This window comes from Ignavibacteriota bacterium, assembly GCA_016212665.1.
Lineage (GTDB): Bacteria > Bacteroidota > Ignavibacteria > UBA10030 > SZUA-254 > FW602-bin19.
In genome coordinates, this window is the sequence record JACREZ010000040.1 from 124,626 (window position 1) to 143,454 (window position 18,829).

Annotated in this window: 14 protein-coding genes; all 14 read right to left on the bottom strand. The window is 46.9% G+C overall.

Going from position 1 to position 18,829, the window contains the following annotated elements; all coding sequences use genetic code 11:
• Window positions 1-161 precede the first annotated feature (161 nt).
• The 14 genes from HY960_14640 to sprA all read right to left on the bottom strand — a co-directional run bounded on the left by HY960_14640 (window position 162) and on the right by sprA (window position 18,593).
• Window positions 162-2,051, bottom strand: coding sequence for an outer membrane beta-barrel protein (locus tag HY960_14640; protein ID MBI5216989.1), 1,890 nt, complete (start codon window positions 2,049-2,051; stop codon window positions 162-164).
• 23 nt (window positions 2,052-2,074) lie between these two features.
• Window positions 2,075-2,779 (bottom strand): TonB family protein, encoded by a 705-nt coding sequence (locus HY960_14645; GenBank protein ID MBI5216990.1) that lies wholly within the window; start codon window positions 2,777-2,779, stop codon window positions 2,075-2,077.
• Window positions 2,776-3,192 carry a biopolymer transporter ExbD gene (locus HY960_14650; GenBank protein ID MBI5216991.1) on the bottom strand — a complete coding sequence of 139 codons (417 nt, stop codon included), beginning with the start codon at window positions 3,190-3,192 and terminating at the stop codon, window positions 2,776-2,778. The genes HY960_14645 and HY960_14650 overlap by 4 nt, the downstream gene beginning before the upstream one ends.
• Complete coding sequence (locus tag HY960_14655; protein MBI5216992.1) at window positions 3,189-3,857, bottom strand: MotA/TolQ/ExbB proton channel family protein; 669 nt, start codon at window positions 3,855-3,857, stop codon at window positions 3,189-3,191. Before HY960_14655 ends, HY960_14650 begins: the two co-directional genes overlap by 4 nt.
• A 273-nt stretch (window positions 3,858-4,130) precedes the next feature.
• The gene (gene rocF / locus HY960_14660) at window positions 4,131-5,039 is read right to left on the bottom strand and encodes an arginase (protein ID MBI5216993.1); all 909 of its coding nucleotides are present in this window, start codon (window positions 5,037-5,039) and stop codon (window positions 4,131-4,133) included.
• Between the two features lie 61 nt (window positions 5,040-5,100).
• Window positions 5,101-5,529 carry a PIN domain-containing protein gene (locus HY960_14665; protein MBI5216994.1) on the bottom strand — a complete coding sequence of 143 codons (429 nt, stop codon included), beginning with the start codon at window positions 5,527-5,529 and terminating at the stop codon, window positions 5,101-5,103.
• A 5-nt stretch (window positions 5,530-5,534) separates the two neighbouring features.
• A complete protein-coding gene (locus HY960_14670; protein MBI5216995.1) occupies window positions 5,535-5,732 on the bottom strand; it encodes a hypothetical protein in 198 nt (65 codons plus the stop codon).
• A gap of 146 nt (window positions 5,733-5,878) precedes the next feature.
• A complete protein-coding gene (locus HY960_14675; protein ID MBI5216996.1) occupies window positions 5,879-6,727 on the bottom strand; it encodes an acetyl-CoA carboxylase carboxyltransferase subunit beta in 849 nt (282 codons plus the stop codon).
• Window positions 6,728-6,754: 27 nt separating this feature from the next.
• Entirely contained in the window at window positions 6,755-7,540 is a 786-nt protein-coding gene (gene tsaB / locus HY960_14680) for a tRNA (adenosine(37)-N6)-threonylcarbamoyltransferase complex dimerization subunit type 1 TsaB (GenBank protein MBI5216997.1), read from the bottom strand.
• Window positions 7,537-7,974 carry a tRNA (adenosine(37)-N6)-threonylcarbamoyltransferase complex ATPase subunit type 1 TsaE gene (gene tsaE, locus HY960_14685; GenBank protein MBI5216998.1) on the bottom strand — a complete coding sequence of 146 codons (438 nt, stop codon included), beginning with the start codon at window positions 7,972-7,974 and terminating at the stop codon, window positions 7,537-7,539. The genes tsaB and tsaE overlap by 4 nt, the downstream gene beginning before the upstream one ends.
• Window positions 7,975-8,069: 95 nt before the next feature.
• Window positions 8,070-9,635 (bottom strand): response regulator, encoded by a 1,566-nt coding sequence (locus HY960_14690; protein MBI5216999.1) that lies wholly within the window; start codon window positions 9,633-9,635, stop codon window positions 8,070-8,072.
• A gap of 84 nt (window positions 9,636-9,719) precedes the next feature.
• Window positions 9,720-10,553: an alpha/beta hydrolase gene (locus HY960_14695; protein ID MBI5217000.1), complete on the bottom strand. Its 834-nt coding sequence runs from the start codon at window positions 10,551-10,553 to the stop codon at window positions 9,720-9,722.
• Between the two features lie 306 nt (window positions 10,554-10,859).
• Window positions 10,860-11,234 carry a glyoxalase gene (locus tag HY960_14700; protein MBI5217001.1) on the bottom strand — a complete coding sequence of 125 codons (375 nt, stop codon included), beginning with the start codon at window positions 11,232-11,234 and terminating at the stop codon, window positions 10,860-10,862.
• A 207-nt stretch (window positions 11,235-11,441) separates the two neighbouring features.
• Complete coding sequence (gene sprA / locus HY960_14705) at window positions 11,442-18,593, bottom strand: cell surface protein SprA (protein MBI5217002.1); 7,152 nt, start codon at window positions 18,591-18,593, stop codon at window positions 11,442-11,444.
• Between the last annotated feature and the right edge of the window lie 236 nt (window positions 18,594-18,829).

The following is an 18,829-nucleotide window of genomic DNA, read 5'->3' on the forward strand; positions in this document are numbered from 1 at the left end:
CTAAACAAATTCTAATCTCGAATAGTTAAACGTTCTAATTTACCTGAAAGTGACGGTTTTGGTTTTTGAATTTCGGATTTGTTTAGGATTTAGGATTTCGATATTAGGATTTTTAACATCATGCAACGTTGCTGTGTAACTTGAACTCCTTATCAACCTTGTTATCCTTCCGGAACTATATCAATAATCACCGTGCGGTTGTAAAAACGTTGCTCGGGCTGATTGTTATCGAACGGAGCGCGGCGTGCATCTTCTCCGAAACCATATGTGTCAAAACGGACCCGTTTCTTTCCGGCTTTCTGAAGTTCACGTTCAAGCACCGCCATTGTTTGCGCTGCACGGTCGCGGGAGAGTTTCAAGTTGTGTTCATCTTCCCCGACAAAATCCGTATGCCCGTGAATGATGACACTCGCTCCTTCGGGGATGAGCGGTGCAACTGTCTGTGTCAGGAATCGTTCGTATGTTGCAACTGTTTTCGATTGGTCAAACTCAAACAATGTGCTGAAGCGTAAGCCAAGTTCATCTTCCGGTTTGTCTGCAAGCGCGAGACGGATAGTTTTTTCTTTTCTGATTGTCTGTCCGCTTTTTGTTTCGCCGACCATGACAACATTGTACTGTCCGTCAGATTGCCCTGCGAGAATTTGTTTCCCGGAGATTCGTTCCTGAGCAGAAGTGAACGGACCGAAATGTTTTGCCTCGCCCTTCGTGTCTGTAACATCAAGCGACCACGAAGCAAGCGCGCCGTCGGCATCATCAAGACTTAAAATAACATCGCTGTCGAACGGGTCTTCTTGTAAAGAAACGATTTGTACCGGCATCAGCAGTTCAACTGAAGCGCTTGAAATATCAACACGGCGGTCTTCTGCCTGAACAAATTCGAGTTCGCGTGAACCACCCGGCTGTGACGACGGATTTTCCGGCTTTGTTGTTCCGGCTGTTAAAATTCTGTTTCCGTCAATTTCAAACACACCGACAAGATATTGTTTGATTGCTTCTGCCATCGCTTTGCCGTTGTTCGCTCCCTGCGATGATGCGCCGGAGAGTTTCACGGTCGTCGAAGGATTTCTTCTCATCCTGTCGCCGAGAATATTCAACACATTATAATAGACGGTCAACTGACGGCGTGAGCGTCCGGTTAAATCTTTTGGTTGCGGTTCAACTAAACTTTCTTCACTGAATTTCTTTGCTTCATCTTTTGAGAGCGAGATGTATCGTGACGGAACCTGCGTTGCATTTGCATCAAAGAAGACATAGTTGCGTAACGGAAGTGTCTCTTTCACTTTTCGCTCAGTCGGAATCAACTGCGGCGAGCGAACGGAGAACTGCACTTCACGTTCGACTTTTTGTTTGATAACTGTTGTGCTTCCGAATTTCAACGCGGCGCCGACGCGAAAACTTGTCAGCGTCCAACTTTCTTCCGAGCGTGGTCCCTGTCCGAAATGGAATGAAGCGAACGGCGAAACATCCGTCAACCAATCGGAATCGCGTGAGCCGAGAGGAATATCGTAGCCCGCGCCGATTTGCGCGCTGATGACCGTTCCGCGAATGCTGTTCCACTCTCCTGATGTCGTCGTTCCTTGTGCTTCATGCTCGAATGTTTTTGCAACATTAAATCCGAGACGCGGTCCGAGGAAGAAATATAATGGATATTCAAACGGGGAAATTCTCAAACTCGGTTCGAGCGAGAGATAATTCATCGAAGTGGAAAGTTTGTGTGTGATGAGCGAGGTGTCGGTCATGTCATCGAACGAGCCGCCTCGTCCATCAAAACCGAGCGTAACCATTCCGCCCCACACCGGGTCGGGACGATATTCAAGCAGAGGCGCAATCCACAGTCCGACTCCGGATGCGCTTTCAAACGGCTTCGAGAACTGCAACGCCGTGTTGTTATTGAGTTTCAAAATGTCGGTGCTGTGCATGTTGAAGTTCACGCCCAAGCCCGCTCCGAACCACCACTCAGGCATCAGGCGTTGGTCCTGTGCGTTCAATGAAACGCACAACAAAAGTGTCAACGCCACAACAAGCATATACTTCGACAAGATATTATACATAGTAAAGAAATTTCCTTTCATCATTATCGTTCAAGTTTAAATACAAAAGTTACTTTGCCGGTCTGAGCTTTTTGCTCAAACTGTGCCGGCAACGGGTCAAAACGCCATGTTTGCAACGCGCTGATGGCTTCGCGTTCCAACAACTCATCGCTCTTCCGAACGGGGATGACGTTGGTGACCGAGCCATCAGGCAACACGGAAAACTGTAAGAACACGGGCAATTCTTTGTCTGTTCCCTCGGGATATTCCGGGACGCGCCCGCTTAACAACTTCCGTGAGTTTACGCCGCCCCAATCTATTGAATATCCTGTAGATTTCCCAATGCCACCGCCCGTTCCCGTCCCCGAACCGGAACGTTTCCGCGACTTACTTTTTGACGTAAGAACGTTGTCAGTAGTTACACGTTTTTCCTTCTCAATTTTCTTTTTCGGGACAGGCAAACTCACATCGGATGCGCTCGTCATCTTCGGAAGTTCGGTCTTTGCCTTCTCGGTTTCGGTTTTTGCCTTCGCCGCTTCGGGTTCATTCTCCGGCGCAAACATCGGATTATTTCCTGAGCCGCCGCCTATGCCGCCCCAATCAAGTTCGACTAAGTTTTCTTTCGGCGGAGTCCATGAGGAAATGAACAACATCGCGATAAACAAAAGCGCATGAAAGGCAACACTGCAAAACGCCGCGATAATTTTCCTGCGGCGGTCTTCCACAAAATATGGAGATGAAACACTCACCTGTTTTCAGTTGCTTCTTCTGTTGCGATGAAAAGTTTTGTCGCGCCGGTGGATTTCGCGATATCGAGAACATCAATCACATCCTGAAGTTGAAGTCCTTTATCGGCGCGCACAACAATTTGTTGTTGCGAGTCTTTTCTGATAAGTTCAGCAAGACGATTGACTAATTGATTTTTTGTTACGTGGTCGCCGTTGAGAAATATCTTTTTATCCTGCGCGATGGAAACGCTAATCGTTTTCTGAATCGGTGGCTGACCTGCCTGCGCTTTCGGAAGCGTTACGTTCATGCCGCGTGTGTTCGCGAACGAGAAGGTCAGCAAGAAGAAAATCAGTAGTTGCATCACGACGTCGGTCAACGAAGAGAAGTTGAACGTGTCGAGATATTTATGTTGGCTTGTCGAGGTGAAGTTCATTCCTGTTCTTTCGTTGATTGTTCGACAGTGAATGGTTGATTTCCGTTGACGAAGATACATTCTTCGAGTGTATCGAGAGCGTCCCGCCCGACGCGTTCGAGCGATGCAGAAATTCCGTGAATGGAAGAAAGAAAAAGATTATAGACCCACGCCGCCGGAATTCCGACAACAAGACCGAACACAGTCGTAATGAGTGCTTCCCAAATTCCGTCTGCGAGGTCAACAGGCGAAGGTTGTCCGCTCACTGCGGCAACCGCCTGAAACGCGGAAATCAATCCGGTGACCGTTCCGAGAAAACCAAGCATCGGCGCGATACCACCGATGGATGCAAGAATTCCGAGATGACGTTCGAGTGTGGTGATTTCCTCGCGCCCTTGGTCTTCCATCGCCTGACGAACACGGCTTGGTCCGTGGCTGATTTTTTCCAACCCCGCCGCAACGATTCTGCTTGCAGGTGTATTCTCCTTGATGCAAAAATCACGTGCCTTCTGTATGCTTTTTCCTTCGAGGAATACGCGCAGTTTAATATGGAATTGTGCTGAGGAGGGTTTCGCCGAGCGAATCGTCAACCATCGTTCAATAATAATATAGAGACCGATAATCGAAAGCAACAGAATCGGGTGCATCACGATGCCCCCTTTGATGTACATTTCTACAAGATTCATTCTTCTCTGATGGTAGTGTTCTGAATATCAACTATAAAGTTTGTGAGTTTGTTCCTTCGTCGTTGTGAGTCATTGCGAATCCTGCTTTAGCAGGGTGAAGCAATCCCGCGCCAGAAAGAAATTATACGCGAGAGATTGCTTCGTCATCCGATCTTCGAGCGGAATCCTCGCAATGACAATGAGCGATTCGAAGGCACAATCGGGTACAAAGATACGAAGAATTTAGAGAATGAACCGAATTCGTAAGCCCGCCGACGGTGGCGGGTAATCGGCTCAGAGAATACTTTTTCCGAATGCCGACTGCACCAACTCTACGGCAAACTCGGCGGATTGGTTACGGTTATCCAATATCGGGTTGACCTCGACCATCTCCAACGAAGTCATTCTGCCGGAGTCGGCAATCATCTCCATGATAAGATGCGCTTCGCGATAATCAAGCCCGCCTTTCACCGGTGTTCCGACTCCCGGTGCGTACACAGGGTCAACACTGTCAAGGTCGAAACTGACGTGAAGAAAATCCACGTCTCCGATTTTTTGAAACGCTTTTTTCATGACACGATGAATTCCGTGTTTGTCAATGTCTCCCATTGTGAAGAGATTGAGTCCCTGTTTTAGAAGCGAATCACTTTCTTTCCGGTCAATGCTTCGCAAGCCGATGATGGCGACGTTTTGCGGCTGAACTTTTCTGAACGCGCCACAGACACCTGTCAATTCCTTCGGTCCGAGACCGCAACAAACGGCAAGCGGCATTCCGTGAATGTTTCCCGAAGGAGAAGTTTCCGGCGTGTTGAAATCACCATGAGCGTCAATCCACAGCACACCGATCTTTTTCTTTTGCTTGTGTGCGTGCGCCGCAACGCCGCTGATGGTTCCGATGGCAATGGAATGGTCGCCGCCAAGCACCAGCGGAAAGCGTTGCTTGTTCATCGAGCGTTCGACTTTCTGCGCAAGTAATTTCATCACGCGGCTGATTTCGGGAAGATACTTTGCGCGTTCATCTCTGACGCGTTGTTCTTCCTGCGTTTTGATGTTGAGGTCGCCTTCGTCGGTAACGAAGTAGCCGAGTTCGTTCAGGCGTTGGTCAAGTCCCGCGTAACGAATCGCCGAGGGACCCATGTCCACGCCGCGTCTGCCTTGTCCCAAATCCATCGGGACGCCGATGATGTGAATAGATTTTGTCAATTCAAAAGTCAAAAGGAAAAAGTTAAAAAATTATTTCAAGTGGAATGTACAAAAGAGTAAGTTAAAACTTCTTTGCATCGAGGATGGTGATAGGAAACTTGAATCGTTTAAAGTGCCGCACATTGAATGTTAACAGTACATCAATGTTATTATCAAGAATTGTTGAGGCTAAAAAAAGGTCATAAATCTGTGAGCGAGTAACATTGTGAAGACGTTCGGCGCGGGCAAGGCACAAGTCGGTCGTTCTTGAAGTCGGGTGAATCACGGCAAAGATTTTTCGATATTTTTGGACAAGAGCAACAGCCCGTTTTGGATTCGCCCCAAATTTTGTAAGGACTGCATAGCTTTCAAGAAGTACCTGTCCGGTTATGCAGCCGATGAACTCTAAATTTATTGCCCGCTCTACAAGCCGGACTGCAAATTTATGGTGAGGTAGTGTATCTATCGCCGCATGTACAAGAATGCCTGTATCAACTGCAATAACATCCATCAACATTAGTCTAGATCGTAAGCAACTTCGCGTAAATTAAATTTCTTCGGAACCTTCAGATGAAAAACGTCAAGTTCTCCCTCGAATCGGGGAACCCGCCCTTCCAAAAAATCTTCAACAGAATATTCGTTTTTCTGCTCTATGACAGGTGGCTTACCGTTTTGGGGTCTTGTTCGCTTTCGTTTAATAATTGTATCAGGCATAAAGGCGTTCATTAATTGTTGCTACAATAAAGGTAGAAACTTCATCAAACATAAACAAGTCGATTTTCAATCGATCAAAACAAATCCGCAATGCCGAAGGCATGCCCTTGGCATCCGAAATCCCCACGGGTCGTAGACCGAAATCATCACTTATCATACATCATCTTCAGCAACTTCGTCAGCGTCTCTTTCATCTCTTTCCGGTGAACAACCAAATCAACGAAGCCGTGTTCGAGTTGGAATTCGGAGCGTTGAAATCCTTCGGGCAAATCTTTTCCCGTTGCTTGTTTGATGACGCGGGGACCGGCGAAGCCAATTAGTGCGCCCGGCTCTGCGACGTTGATATCGCCGAGCATCGCGTAACTTGCCGTTGTTCCCCCAGTGGTCGGGTCGGTCATCATGGAAATGTAGGGAATGCCCGCTTCATGAAGTTGCGCAAGTTTCGCGCTCGTCTTTGCAAGTTGCATCAGCGAGAGAGCTGCCTCCATCATGCGCGCGCCGCCGCTCGATGAAACGATGATAAGTGGTTTCTTCTCCTTCAATGCGCGGTCAGTTGCGCGGGCAATTTTTTCGCCCACGACCGAGCCCATGCTTCCGCCGATAAAACTGAAATCCATAATCGCGACGACAAGTTCAATGCCGTTCATCGTACCGGTTCCGGTGCGCACGGCGTCGTTTAGTTCCGTCTTGCGGATTGCATCCTTGATGCGGTCTTTATATTTTTTTGTGTCGGTAAAATCGAGCGGGTCAGTGGAGCGCATTTTCTTGTCCATCTCTTTGAACGAACCTTCATCGAGCAGAACGCCGATGTACTCTTTGCTTCCGATACGGAAATGGTAGTTGCATTTCAAACAGACAAAAGATTGCTGTTCGAGTTGCTTGCGGTGAATAATTTCTCCGCATCCGTCGCACTTCGTCCACAATCCATCGGGGACTTCCTTGCGCGGGTATTCGGGTGTTTCAATACTTTTTTTTGAGCGTCTAAACCAAGCCATGTTCTTGTGCTAAGATTGTTTGAGTGCTTACGCACCGTGATGGTGTGGCATCACCGGCGCGGTCGTGAAGAATTCCTTCACGTACATCGGTTCGAGCGAGGCGAGGTCGACAACGATTCCGTTCGCCAATAATTTTTCGCCCACAAGTCCGACAGTTGCTGAACGGCATTGCTGCAGTTCAGCCGGCAGAAAGATACAACGCTCAACGTTTGACTCCAAATGTTCAAGATGCGCTTTGAATTTTATTGACGCATCGCCCAAAACAAATACTTTTTGCTCGTTCGGAAGCAACTCTACAATCTTTTCCACTGAAAGCGCCTGTACGGGATAAACCTCGACAAGGTCGTTTCCGTTTCGTTGATAGAGTGCGGTGTAGGCTTCAGTTCGCCGCGCATCAAGCATTGGTAACACGAAATCATTTTCTTGGATGACATTATCAAGCAAAACATTCCATGCCAATGCTTGAAGAGTCGGGACGGGAACGAGCGGTTTGTCCCATGCGTAGCACAATCCTTTTGCAACGCTTAAACCGATGCGCAGTCCGGTGAAAGAACCGGGACCGATGGAAACCGCCACAGCATCGAGCTTAAAAGCAGGCGAATCTTGAATCTTGAATCCTGAATCCTGAATCGTGATTTCGGATTTCAGATTTCGGATTTCGGATTGTTGGGCGGTGAGTAGGCTGTCAATCAAAGAAAGAAGTTTCTCCGAGTGGACATGCGGTTCGTTCACGGAACGTTCTTGTATGATTTCTCCGTTCGAGACGAGCGCGGCGGCACAGACGTTGGTTGCGGTTTCGATGGCGAGAATCATTTTCTTCCGTCGGTGATTTGGTTAATGGAAATCTCCCGCTCGTTCTCTGTTTCACCAAGTTGGAAGTGAACATCGTAGCGGTTTTGCGGGAGAAGTCCGTTCGCTTTTTCCGCCCATTCAATCAGGCAGATGCCGTCGCTGTTCGTGTATTCTTCAAAACCGAGTTCGTACAGTTCATCGAGCGAGTTGATGCGGTACAAATCGAAATGATAGATACTTGTGTTGCCGGAGTTGTACATGTTGATGATGGTAAACGTCGGACTTGCAACATGCTCATGCACGCCAAGTCCTTCACAAATCCCTTTGATGAACCGTGTCTTCCCCGAACCGAGGTCGCCGTAACAGGCAACAATGTCTCCCGGTTGTAATTCACGCGCAAAAGACGTTCCCGCGTTGATGGTGTCGAGTTCGTTATGTGTACGAAGCAACTTCAAAAAATCCGAAATCAGAAATGAAAAATTTTTTTCATTTTGAATTTTGCCTTTTGCATTTCGTAGTCGAAACGATGCACGTTGTCAAGTCCACCAAACTATAATTTTGGAAGCAATTTGATGGCAGGTAAAATCATCTCCTCCATCGAAATCCCGCCGTGCTGAAAACTGTCACGGTACTGCGTGACGTACTTGTGGAAATCCGTCGGATAGACGAAATAGAAATCTTCCTTCGCAATCAAGTAATTGATGGTGAGCCCGCGGCGCGGGAGGCGGAAATCTTTCGGATTCTTCACAAAAATAGCATGTCGCTCGTCGCATTTAAGATTGCGCCCGAACTTGTAACGCAGGTTGGTTGACGCGTCCCGGTCGGCAACGACTTTTGTGTTGCGCAAACTGCGGATGCTTCCGTGGTCGGTCGTGATGACAATCGTCGCGTTCTTCTGACGCGAAAGCGTGCGCAACATTCCGAGTAACGACGAGTGCATAAACCACGATTTCGTCAGCGAGCGATACGCCGATTCGTTCGGCGCAATTTCTTTCAGCAGTTGTGAATCGGAGCGACCGTGCGCGAGCATGTCAACAAAGTTCACAACGATTGCGGTGAGTTTGTTGTTCATAAATGAAAGAATATTCTGTTCGATGCCGCGCCCGTAATCCGGGTCGAGTATCTTCACATACTTCGATTCGGGTTTGAGATTGATTTTCCGCCGCTGTAATAAATTGTTGAGGAAGTCCGGCTCGTGCTTGTTGTGGCTGTTATCGTCGTCTTCCCACTTCTCCCAGATTTCCGGAAAGCGGACTTCGATTTCATCGGGGAACGCGCCGGAGAAAATTGCGTTGCGGGAGTACGGCGTCGCCGTCGGGAGAATCGAATAATAAAAATCTTTCGAGATAGTGAAATACTCGCGCAGAACTTCTTCAAACATCAGCCATTGGTCGAGCCGCATACAATCAATGACGAAGAGAAAGACCGATTTGTTTTCCTGCAGTTCCGGGATAACGAACCGGTCAACGACATCGAGTGAAAGAGCGGGACGTTCTTTCTGTTCAAGCCAGTTCCGGTAATTCCGTTCGATGAATTTTGAAAACTCCACGTTGCACTCACGCACCTGGTCGGCGAGCGTTTGTTGCAAGCCCGATTCGGGATGCGCGTCCAACTCGATACTCCAATCGGAAATCTTTTCGTACAACCGAATCCACTCATCCGCATCGAGCGGCGATTGGAGCGCGATGGAAATATCCTGCAACTCTTTGATGTAATCGCGCGATACATATTGCTCGGCGATTTTCTTTCCTTCAAGAAATTTTTTGCATGTCAGGAGAATCTGACTTGGGTTCACCGGCTTCGTCAGGTAGTCACTGATTTTTGTGCCGATGGCATCTTCCATCAATCCCTCAGTTTCGTTCTTTGTCACCATGACAACGGGCAACTCAGGACGAACATCTTTGATGAGGGAAAGCGTTTGCAATCCCCCCATCCCCGCCATCATTTCATCGAGGAAGACGAGGTCAAACCGTTTCGAGCGGACGAGGTCAATCGCGTCTTCACCGTTCGTTGCGGTTTCGACGACGTAGCCCTTTTCTTTGAGGAAAAAAATATGTGAGCGAAGCAGGTCAATTTCATCATCAACCCAGAGAATGTTGCCTTTTGAGATGTTCATGCGATGTGAAAATACAGATTTGATAAGTGAGAAACAAAGTGAATTCGTTTCTTCAACAGCGAAGCGGGCGGAGAAATTCCCCACTCATTTTTTATTCCATTTTCCGAGCAAGAACTCTGTTGAGCGTTGTGTGAAGTCTGTAATATTTGCTTGACGTAAATGTGGCAGGTGTCCGCCATTTGGGAAAATCCAAAGCCTGCTATTGGGAATATGTTGTTTCATTTCTAATGCCTGGTCTAACGGAATAAAGTCGTTGTCACCATGCACGATTAACCAATTTGCAGTTATTAAGTTTAACATATCGGGCGTAAATGCAGGGTCTCCGTATGCTCTTCTGAATTGCCAAAACTGCCTTGCTTGCAACAGCGCTTTTTCATATCCATGATTCTTCGAGGCACGCTCGAGATAAGCAGGCTTAGCGCTGTCAGAACCATCTGCAATTATCCATTCTCGCACTCTCTTGTCAATATATATTTGCGCTCCAACTGTGATAACGTTTTTAAATTTATTCGGCTTCATATAATTCGCGTAGAGAAGAGTCATCCCGCCGGCGCTTGCGCCAATTGCATTGGCGGTATCTATGTGTAGATAATCCATAAGAGCAAGAACGATGTTAGCATACTCACCATGTTTAAACTCCACATCATCCTTTTTGTAGATGTCGGAGCGACCATGACCAATCATATCAACAGCAATTACACGAAAATGCTTGGAGTAACTTTCAAAGTAGGGCTTCCATGAATCTGCTGTACCGTTGAAGTTGTGAAGAAGTAAGAGCGGTTCACCCTGACCAATATCTTCGTAGTAAATTTTCGTTCCGTTGTAATCATAGAATTTCCCTGTTTCGGAAACCGGTACCTGGGAAAAACCCACAGAACATAGGATGAAGAACAAGAAGGTTGTGATTAACTGTCTCATATAATGATAATAATAAATGTGTACGTTCCCCCTTCACCGGAAAAATTATGGAGCGAGGGGAACAAGAAAAAGTTGATGTGAATAATAAGGAATCCAACATATTCAAACAAGTTGGTTGAAGAACTGTCTCGTTTTTTCCCAATTCTTAGGGTTACCTAAGGATTGATGAGTCAAACACTCAGCATTAAAAAAACTGGAGTTGAGCCTTGAAGGGCATAATGCATTACGTTCCTACACCCGATAAATGAAAGGAGGGTTGTAATAAGAAAAAATATTCGGATTGAGTAGTAACTCAGTTGCCGTTGTTCACTCATCTTGCGCAAACGTCAAGATATAGTTATTGATGTCAAGGATTGAGAACTCGGTGGCGCCGTAAAAAGTTTTTTCCAATCCTTTCAGAATGGTCACATTGCTTTGAACCTTTTGAAACAATTCACGAACGTTACTCACCTTGATATACAAAAGCAACGAACCGCCATCCTGCCTGCTGATATTCGGCAACTCCTCTCCGAGGCTCCCGAATGTTTGAAACATGATAGTAACGTTTCCGTTGTTCATCATCGCCCAAACGAAGTCTCCCTCTTCCGGTACGGTCATGGTCAATGTGAAGCCGAGCAATTTGTAAAACTCAATTGTCTCGTTGATATCCTTGACGAAGATGTTTGGTGTCAGGCTTTCCATAGTGTTCTTAATAGTTGTTGTGTGGGATGAACTCAATTATTGAAAATGAAGAGAGATAATATAATCGCAAGACTAATCTTCTCTTTACTCAATCAAGGCGTGGTCCGTGACAGAACAGACCCAAAATTGAAATTTCGCGAAGGAGAACCATAGCGTTGTTGATTTCTGATTTTTTTCGGGCAGAAATCAGAATTCAACTTTCGGAAATTATTGGATGGAAATATGAATATCCACACCCGCTTCGTTCGTTGTTGTGCCGGGGATGGTTGAACCACCCTCATCCGGCGCGGTGCGGGAATAACGATAGAACAACGATGCGGTAACGCGTGCGCTCAGTGTATAACGAATGCGCGGCTCCATGGTCGTGCGGATGTTTCCATCCAACGGTGTTCCTTCCTGATTGGTTTGCAGGAATGCCGGGTCGTGTTGGCGCCGTGTTTTTAACGCACGCGAATAGGTGAACGAAAACTCCAAATCGTTTTTCAAATTCAATCCGAACAACGGGAACTCAAAACCGCGACGCGAATAGTTGAGCGATAACGACATTTCCGATGTAACATCCTCCGTGATTTTCTGGTTTGTCAGACTCAAGTCGTACGCCGTGCTGGTTTTATACTGGAAGTTTCCGCCCAGATTTCCTTTCCATACTTCTTTGAATGTTGTTTGAAGTCCGATAAGCGGGGCAAAATCATAACTGATGCGCTCCACATCCGTTTGTTCGCTTCCATCATCGGCGATGTGGAAATCACGTCGGAACGAAGAGCGGTAACTATGGTCGAGCGACATAGATTGCACCCAATCGCTGATACCCGTAATTTTTTCTACGCCACTCCAACGCAGAGACCAGTTTGCGCGCGGTACAAATTGTCCGAGGAATTTATTGAGGAACGGAAGCGCTTCCATTCCCTTCTCGAATGCATCTGCTGCCGCCGCGCCCGGCTTGTTCGTATATTCAGGGGATTTTATATTTGCTTCATACTTCTTTCCCACATCTTCCAGATTACTCTTGAAAACTTTAAACAGCAAAATCGGGGGAAGCGACATATACGAACGCTCAACAGTACCGCCAGTTTTCGTAGAACCTTCTATCGGAAGCCCGAGGATAGAATCTGTTGACAGGTTCGTTGTACGCCGGTATTGCCATCCGACTTTCCAATTGATTTCCAAAGAAGCGCCTTCCCACAACGGACGATTGGTTTTCAGAGCGATATCATTTTTCTGGCTGAAGTCGTTCGTCAGTCTACCATTTTTTGCTCGTAAACCAAGCGAGTTTGAAACCCAGCCATCCGGTCCGCGATACGCAATCGGTTCGAAGAACGGGAAACTGCCTGTCCATCGTAATGTACTGCTTGGGTCGGAGACAAGTCCTAACTGATACAGCCGCGAAGGTCCGCCGCCGTTTGTGTCTGCATCCGGCATCTGGAACGGGAGCGTTCCCCAGAAATTTTTAAACCCCGTACTTCCGATTACTCCGTTGTTGGCAGAGCGATTCGATTGCCCGAATGAAATGTTGATATTTTCATAATCAAGCAGTGGATACTTGATTAAAATCTTTGCAAAATACTTCAACTTCTCCAACGGGTTAATAGAGGCACTTGTATCTTCCACCGCGGCTGAATCTGCCGGAATTCTCTTGGTAGAATCATTCGGGTCAACCCGCATTTCCCGCTGCTGAATGCGCGGTGGTTGTTGTTGTTTTGATTGTGCCGGTGCATCATCATCCTTAAACCAACCGTCGGCAAGCGATTTCAGACGGAAGTTGAACCCCGCACTGATGGAGTTTTCCCACGCCGCGCTTTTGCCGAGGTCGCCGCGCTGAAACGCGTTCTGCCATGCATAGTTAACCCGGTACCCGACATTAATCTGGTCAAGATATTTTGTGATGTTGAAGATATTCGGGATTTTCGGTTTCAGGTTGAACGTGATGTTCTGCCCGTATGAACCATCGCGCCCGCCGAAGAAAAGTGCATGAAGGACTTGTGAAAAACTCTGTGTTCCGGTTGTATCAAGATACAACAAATCTCTTTTGATGTTGATAACATAATCGCCGCCAATACCAAGCAAACCACCTTCTGTAATTTTCCAACCGAACGATAATTGTTTCGAGGCATTGAACGTTCGCGTTTCGCGCACTGCCGAGTTTTGCGTTCTGCTTAACGATGAGTTCAATGAACGTCCGCCATCCAAACTGGATCTGAAGCCCATAATCGGGAAGAGATAAATCTTCCAGTCTTTATAATCTTCCAGCAAATAAATTCCATTAAACAACGAAGAGAACGGTTGCAGGAAGAGACTGTGGTTCAGCGTCACATCATAGTTCATTCCGAAATTCCATTGCCATGAAGTAGCCGAAACAATGGATGGGTCGCGCTGACTTGATGAAGCATAGTTGAACCGGAGCGTGATGCTATTAATAATATCGCGGATATACCACGCCTCGAACGGCAGTCCGAATTTGAAGCCTGAAACAGAGAAGTTGTCACGCACACTCAACGTTTGCGATTCGGTGATGATACGCTCGGATGCGGCGAGTTTTTCTTCGGGAGTTGCATCTGCCGAAGTTCTCTCCCCCGCTCTCCGTGCCGCTTCATCAACAACGACGTCGGTGTTCGGGAGATATTTCGGCAATGCGATATTTTCCTGATGGCTGTAGGCAATCGGCAGTGATGTTTTCCAATCCTGCGGCAGGAAATGGTCAAGTGCAAAATTTGTATTGACCGCCCAATTCTTCCTTGTCACGCGGTCGCCGAACGCACGGTCAACTCCGTGGTAGTTCGGGTCGGTGTACGAATAATTCACAGAAACATTTCCGAAGTCGGCTAATTTTATTTGCGTGTCGAACCTGTACGCGCCGCCTGCGCTGTTGTCCACCTCGGTTACACGCATTTCGTTCACCCACACCTTACCGAACAACTCGCGCGGCGGATTTGTGTAGCGTGTTTTATGCGGATATCTTCCCGAAATATTCCGGACGCCAATGCCAAGATATTGCACTTTCGTGAGTGCGGGGTTTCCGCGAATCGCATAGAACGAACCCGGTGGTCCGCTGGGAGCGGGAATCTGTGACGCGTTCGCACCGGAATCCCGCGCGGCTTTCACCGAAGTCAATTCGGAAAAGACGACATTCATCTCACCCCACTCCGATGTGAGTGGCTGGCGGTATTCATAATAGTTTAAGGTGTCGGCTCCAAACCGTAAAAAGATTTCCGCATCTTCACCAAACGACTGGTCACCATGCACAAAGACTTTCAACGAACGGTAGTTGAACATATCAATCGGGCGTTGAGAAAAATATTTCGCTACCTGCCGGGTCTCGCCTGCGCGCAACCCGTTGATAAGCATGGCAAGCGATTGTTCGTTCCCGAAAATTTCCTGGTCCGGCTGTGTGCGGTCCCGCTCACGGATAACGCCTGGGGGAATCGTGTAGAAATCAGGCGCGCCGCTATTGTCTTCGATGTTCACGACCGAAACTTTCATTACAGAATCATCACGCATGGTTTCGAGCCATTGATTTCCGACAAAACTGATTTCCGCGATTCGTAAACGGACCGGGGCTTTATATCCCGAAAGCCAGAGACGGATGTATTGAACATTTTGTAAAATGCTTACTACCGATTGCCCGCCAACTATCCTTGTACTATCCTGCAAGGGAATGCGAACCTGAAACCATTTGTTCGTTCCGCCGCCAACGATAGCAATGTTTTTCGAACCATCCTCAAGCGATTCTGCAAGCGGAATTTCATATTCAATATATGTATCGGTAACGTCTGCCGTACCATTCCCGTTCAGGTCTTCTGTGTCGGGATAGCGACCATCAACCGAGTTTCGTTCACCATTTCTCTCTGTTCCGTTGATGCGTTCAAAACTATTGCTTTCGGTTGTATAGTCGAAATTATCGCCGCTCGGGTCGTCGGCATACTGGGGGTTACGCGTAATAAATTCTGAATACCGTGCACGTTCCTGAACATCAGATAGCGTATCCAATCCAATATCTTCTCCGGGATTAAGAACGCCATTCGGTAAACCTGCGAGATTTTGTTCGGTGATGACAGCGTCTTCCGAATTCAACTTACCGTTCGGAACGACATCTTCGCTCACCTTTCCGATATCAACATACAATCGTCCTTTACGCAAATCAAGCGAATCCTCGCTCGTCGCGCGGAACCACATTTCCAAGTACGCAATGTTCTGTTGTGTTAAATCTCCGGCTGTCGAGTTGATGTATCGCTGAACACCGTTCCAGTTTCTCTCCGGATACATCTTCAACGTCGAGTCAATATTCAAAGAGTAATTAAACATCCCGCGTTCGAGCGGGTTGTAATCGAGAATCAAAATCGGGACGAGTTCCTGCCCGCGGCGAACACTTTTAAATGGCCAGATTTCCTGTGTAGATACCGGCTCATATCGTTGTGTATTATTGAACCACGACATTTTCGCTTTTGAATACATTTTCGAAAGCGGTGTCATAGTTTCAGGACCAACCAACGTATACACCGGCGGACTTGCAGGTTTCCACGCCGTGTAGTTGACATTGAGCGGAACAGTTCTTCGGGAACCTTCAAAGTCATCAATGTAGGCAATGCTCGCGCCGTTATCGCTTTGAATAGAACTTCGTTTTGTGTTCGGGTCGGGGAGAATGTACGCGGCTTCACCGGAAATTTTTATTGATGACATCTCACGCGCGCGGAGCCCGGGAATTGCATCAAGAGCAGAAGTGAGGAACGGAAGATTGAACGACGTTCCCCCGTCAATTCCCATGATGGTATTGTTCGTCGGCTCTTCGCCAAGACGGACTTTATCGCTGAGTGTTTCCTGATTCAGGTTCATAATGGTGAAACCGAATTTTGAATCTCGTCCCAAATCGAGTTCGCCGCGCGCTCCCATCAACGTCTTCGATGCAATCTGGAACATATCATTCTGTTCAAACTTCACCTGAAGATTCGCTCCCGGCACAAGCGCTTCTTCTTTCCTGACATTTACTTCACCGATAATATAATTCACATCATAATCAACACCGGCGGTAAGAGGTGAACCATTCAGCAACACCTGAACGCTTCCTTCGACAACATTGAACGAGCCAAGCGGAATCCGCGCGCTGACGGCACCTGTAACATTGACACGAATTGTATAGATATTACTCTGGAGTGAGTTTCTTTCCTGTTCGGTTAATTTTCTGTTATAGATGCCACGAAGAATTAAACTGTCATAATCTTTAACACCGTTTGCTTCGAATTGTTCGGCAAGGGCAGAATCGAACGGCTCCAGGTTGGGGAAAATCAGTTCTCCCCGTTCTTTATCAATGGTAAAGTTCGGTAGGAAATCGAATAAATTATCAGGACCTTCACCGCCCACGCGATACCTGTCGAGTTGAAGCAGTGTCAACAAATTCACGCCTTTCGGGTCTTCTATATCGTTCCCGACTATGGGCTTGTAATACACCTTCAGGTCAAGTCCCCCTTCTTTAATATCTCTCGCATCGAGCGAATAAATATTTCGAAGTTGAAGTTTCCATGCAGGATAATAAGATTCCGTTAAGTTTTCCGGCTTAATCAGTTTGAGTACGATTGGGCGCGTTGAGTTTGTATCGTTCCCGGCAAACTCTCCAAAGTACCTGGATTGTCCTCCAATCGTACTGTACGACACCGCAATGATTTCATTGTCGTTCGGAGCGGAGTTAAGCGAGATGAAACCTTCGACAGGATGAATTTTATAATCTTTGTTTGGTTCGAGACGAACAAAAAATCCTGAGTAGTACGAACCTACCGTAGAGTCTAATGTTGAAAGAATGTCTTCGTCATACGTTTCATTACGGTCAATCTTGGGAGGCAGATTAATGTACGCGCGTGCCTGTTTCCTTCCTTGTACCTGAGCATTAGTCGGCGCCTTCCAAACTTCAATTTCACTGATTTCCAACTGCTGCATCTCGCTTGTAATTTGCGGAGGATAGACCCGATGAAACTCTTCAAAAATTTTCCGATACACAGTATCAACAAAGAAGTGAGACAGTGAGTAACGCAACGGAGAAATATCTTTCCCAACCGCTTTTGAACCACCCGACACCGAAACCTCTTTCGCCGAACCCTTCTTCTGAGAAACTAACGCAGTCAACTTGAGCGGACCGAATTGCATTTCTGATTTAATTCCGAACAATGCCTGACTGCTTCCAACAAACGACGGAACAGAAAGGGAAACGTTTCCCGCCTCAATTGTTTTGATAATGTCATCGTCGTATCCCTGATACCGAATTTTCAAGGAGTTTTCAAATTCAAACGTTCGTTGCGTGTTCCAATCGGCATTGATTTTCAACTTGTCTCCGACCGAACCATCGACGTTAATAGAAACATCCTGTTTGAAATCGGGCTCGTTGCGCGATTGGTCTGTTGATGCCAATGTTTGCAGGTCGGAAGTAACATTCCGGAAGCCGGCGCGGATATCAATCGCCCCCGTAATGCGCAAACTGATTTTATTTTTTCCGAAAATGCTGAAAATCGGGTTTTGCGGAACGGGAATTTCAATATTTGTGAACGAACTGAATAAGCCGCCAAGCCCATCGTCTCCCTTGTTAAGGTTGTACTCGTACGTCATCGTGCGCCAGTTATTCAGTTTCTCGAATTCAAGCCGTTGCCTGATGTATTCTTCCGTTGTCAGCGTGATAGGTACTTTCACATCCACGCCGTTCACCTGCTCGCGTATCGTGACAAATCTGCCAAGCGTATCCATCGAAATCTCGCGCACGTATGCAGGAGAAACAACATCTAAGTACAACGAAGAATTATATCGCGCAAACAGATTGACCGCAACATCATCGCGGCGATGATGCGTGTGTTGTTGCATCCTCCACGTCGAATCTAAAAAGACAACATACGTTGAATCATTCTTCGTGGAATCGGAACTTGTTGAATCGCTGGCAACACGCAGTGAATCATGAAGAAGACTTTTGGGGATTTTTAAACTATCTTCTTGTACAAGTGAATCGGGTTCTCCCGCTTCAGTTTCCGGTTCAACCTCCGGTTCTTCTTCAACAGAATCTTCCGGTGCAACAGACTCATCTTCTGTTGTATCAGGAATTTCAAGAGGAAGCGCTTCGACCGGCGTATCTTTTTTCAGACTGTCGGTTTTCACCGTATCCGCACCAACAAGGTCGGTATCTGCTAAAGCAGTAAATGTATTGGAGGACTGAAAAAGAAAATTACCTTGTGAGGGAGCGTGTTGATGTAACATTCCCGTTGAAAAGGAAATAACTCCCGTCTGCTGTGTGAGCAAAAGAAGACACACCACACCTATCGCGTAAAAATAACGCGTACGCGTGAAATCCTTTACTAACGGAACTAATGCGCGCGCCGGTAGATGTATAGTCATATCGCCGGACGCGTTGGAACCCCTAGGCACGTTGAAACTTCGATCCTGTTATTTATAAAAAGTACAGCGTAAGCAAGTCTTTCCTGCTCACTAAAATAAAACTGTTACCAAGAACCGATACAACGTTCCTTTCTGAGGCTTGTTGAGGTGGATAATGTTGAATTTATTATGAGAGACTTCTGCTCTCAACGATTACACGGAAAAAATAGGAAAAAGGTCTGTCAATAGCAAGAAAA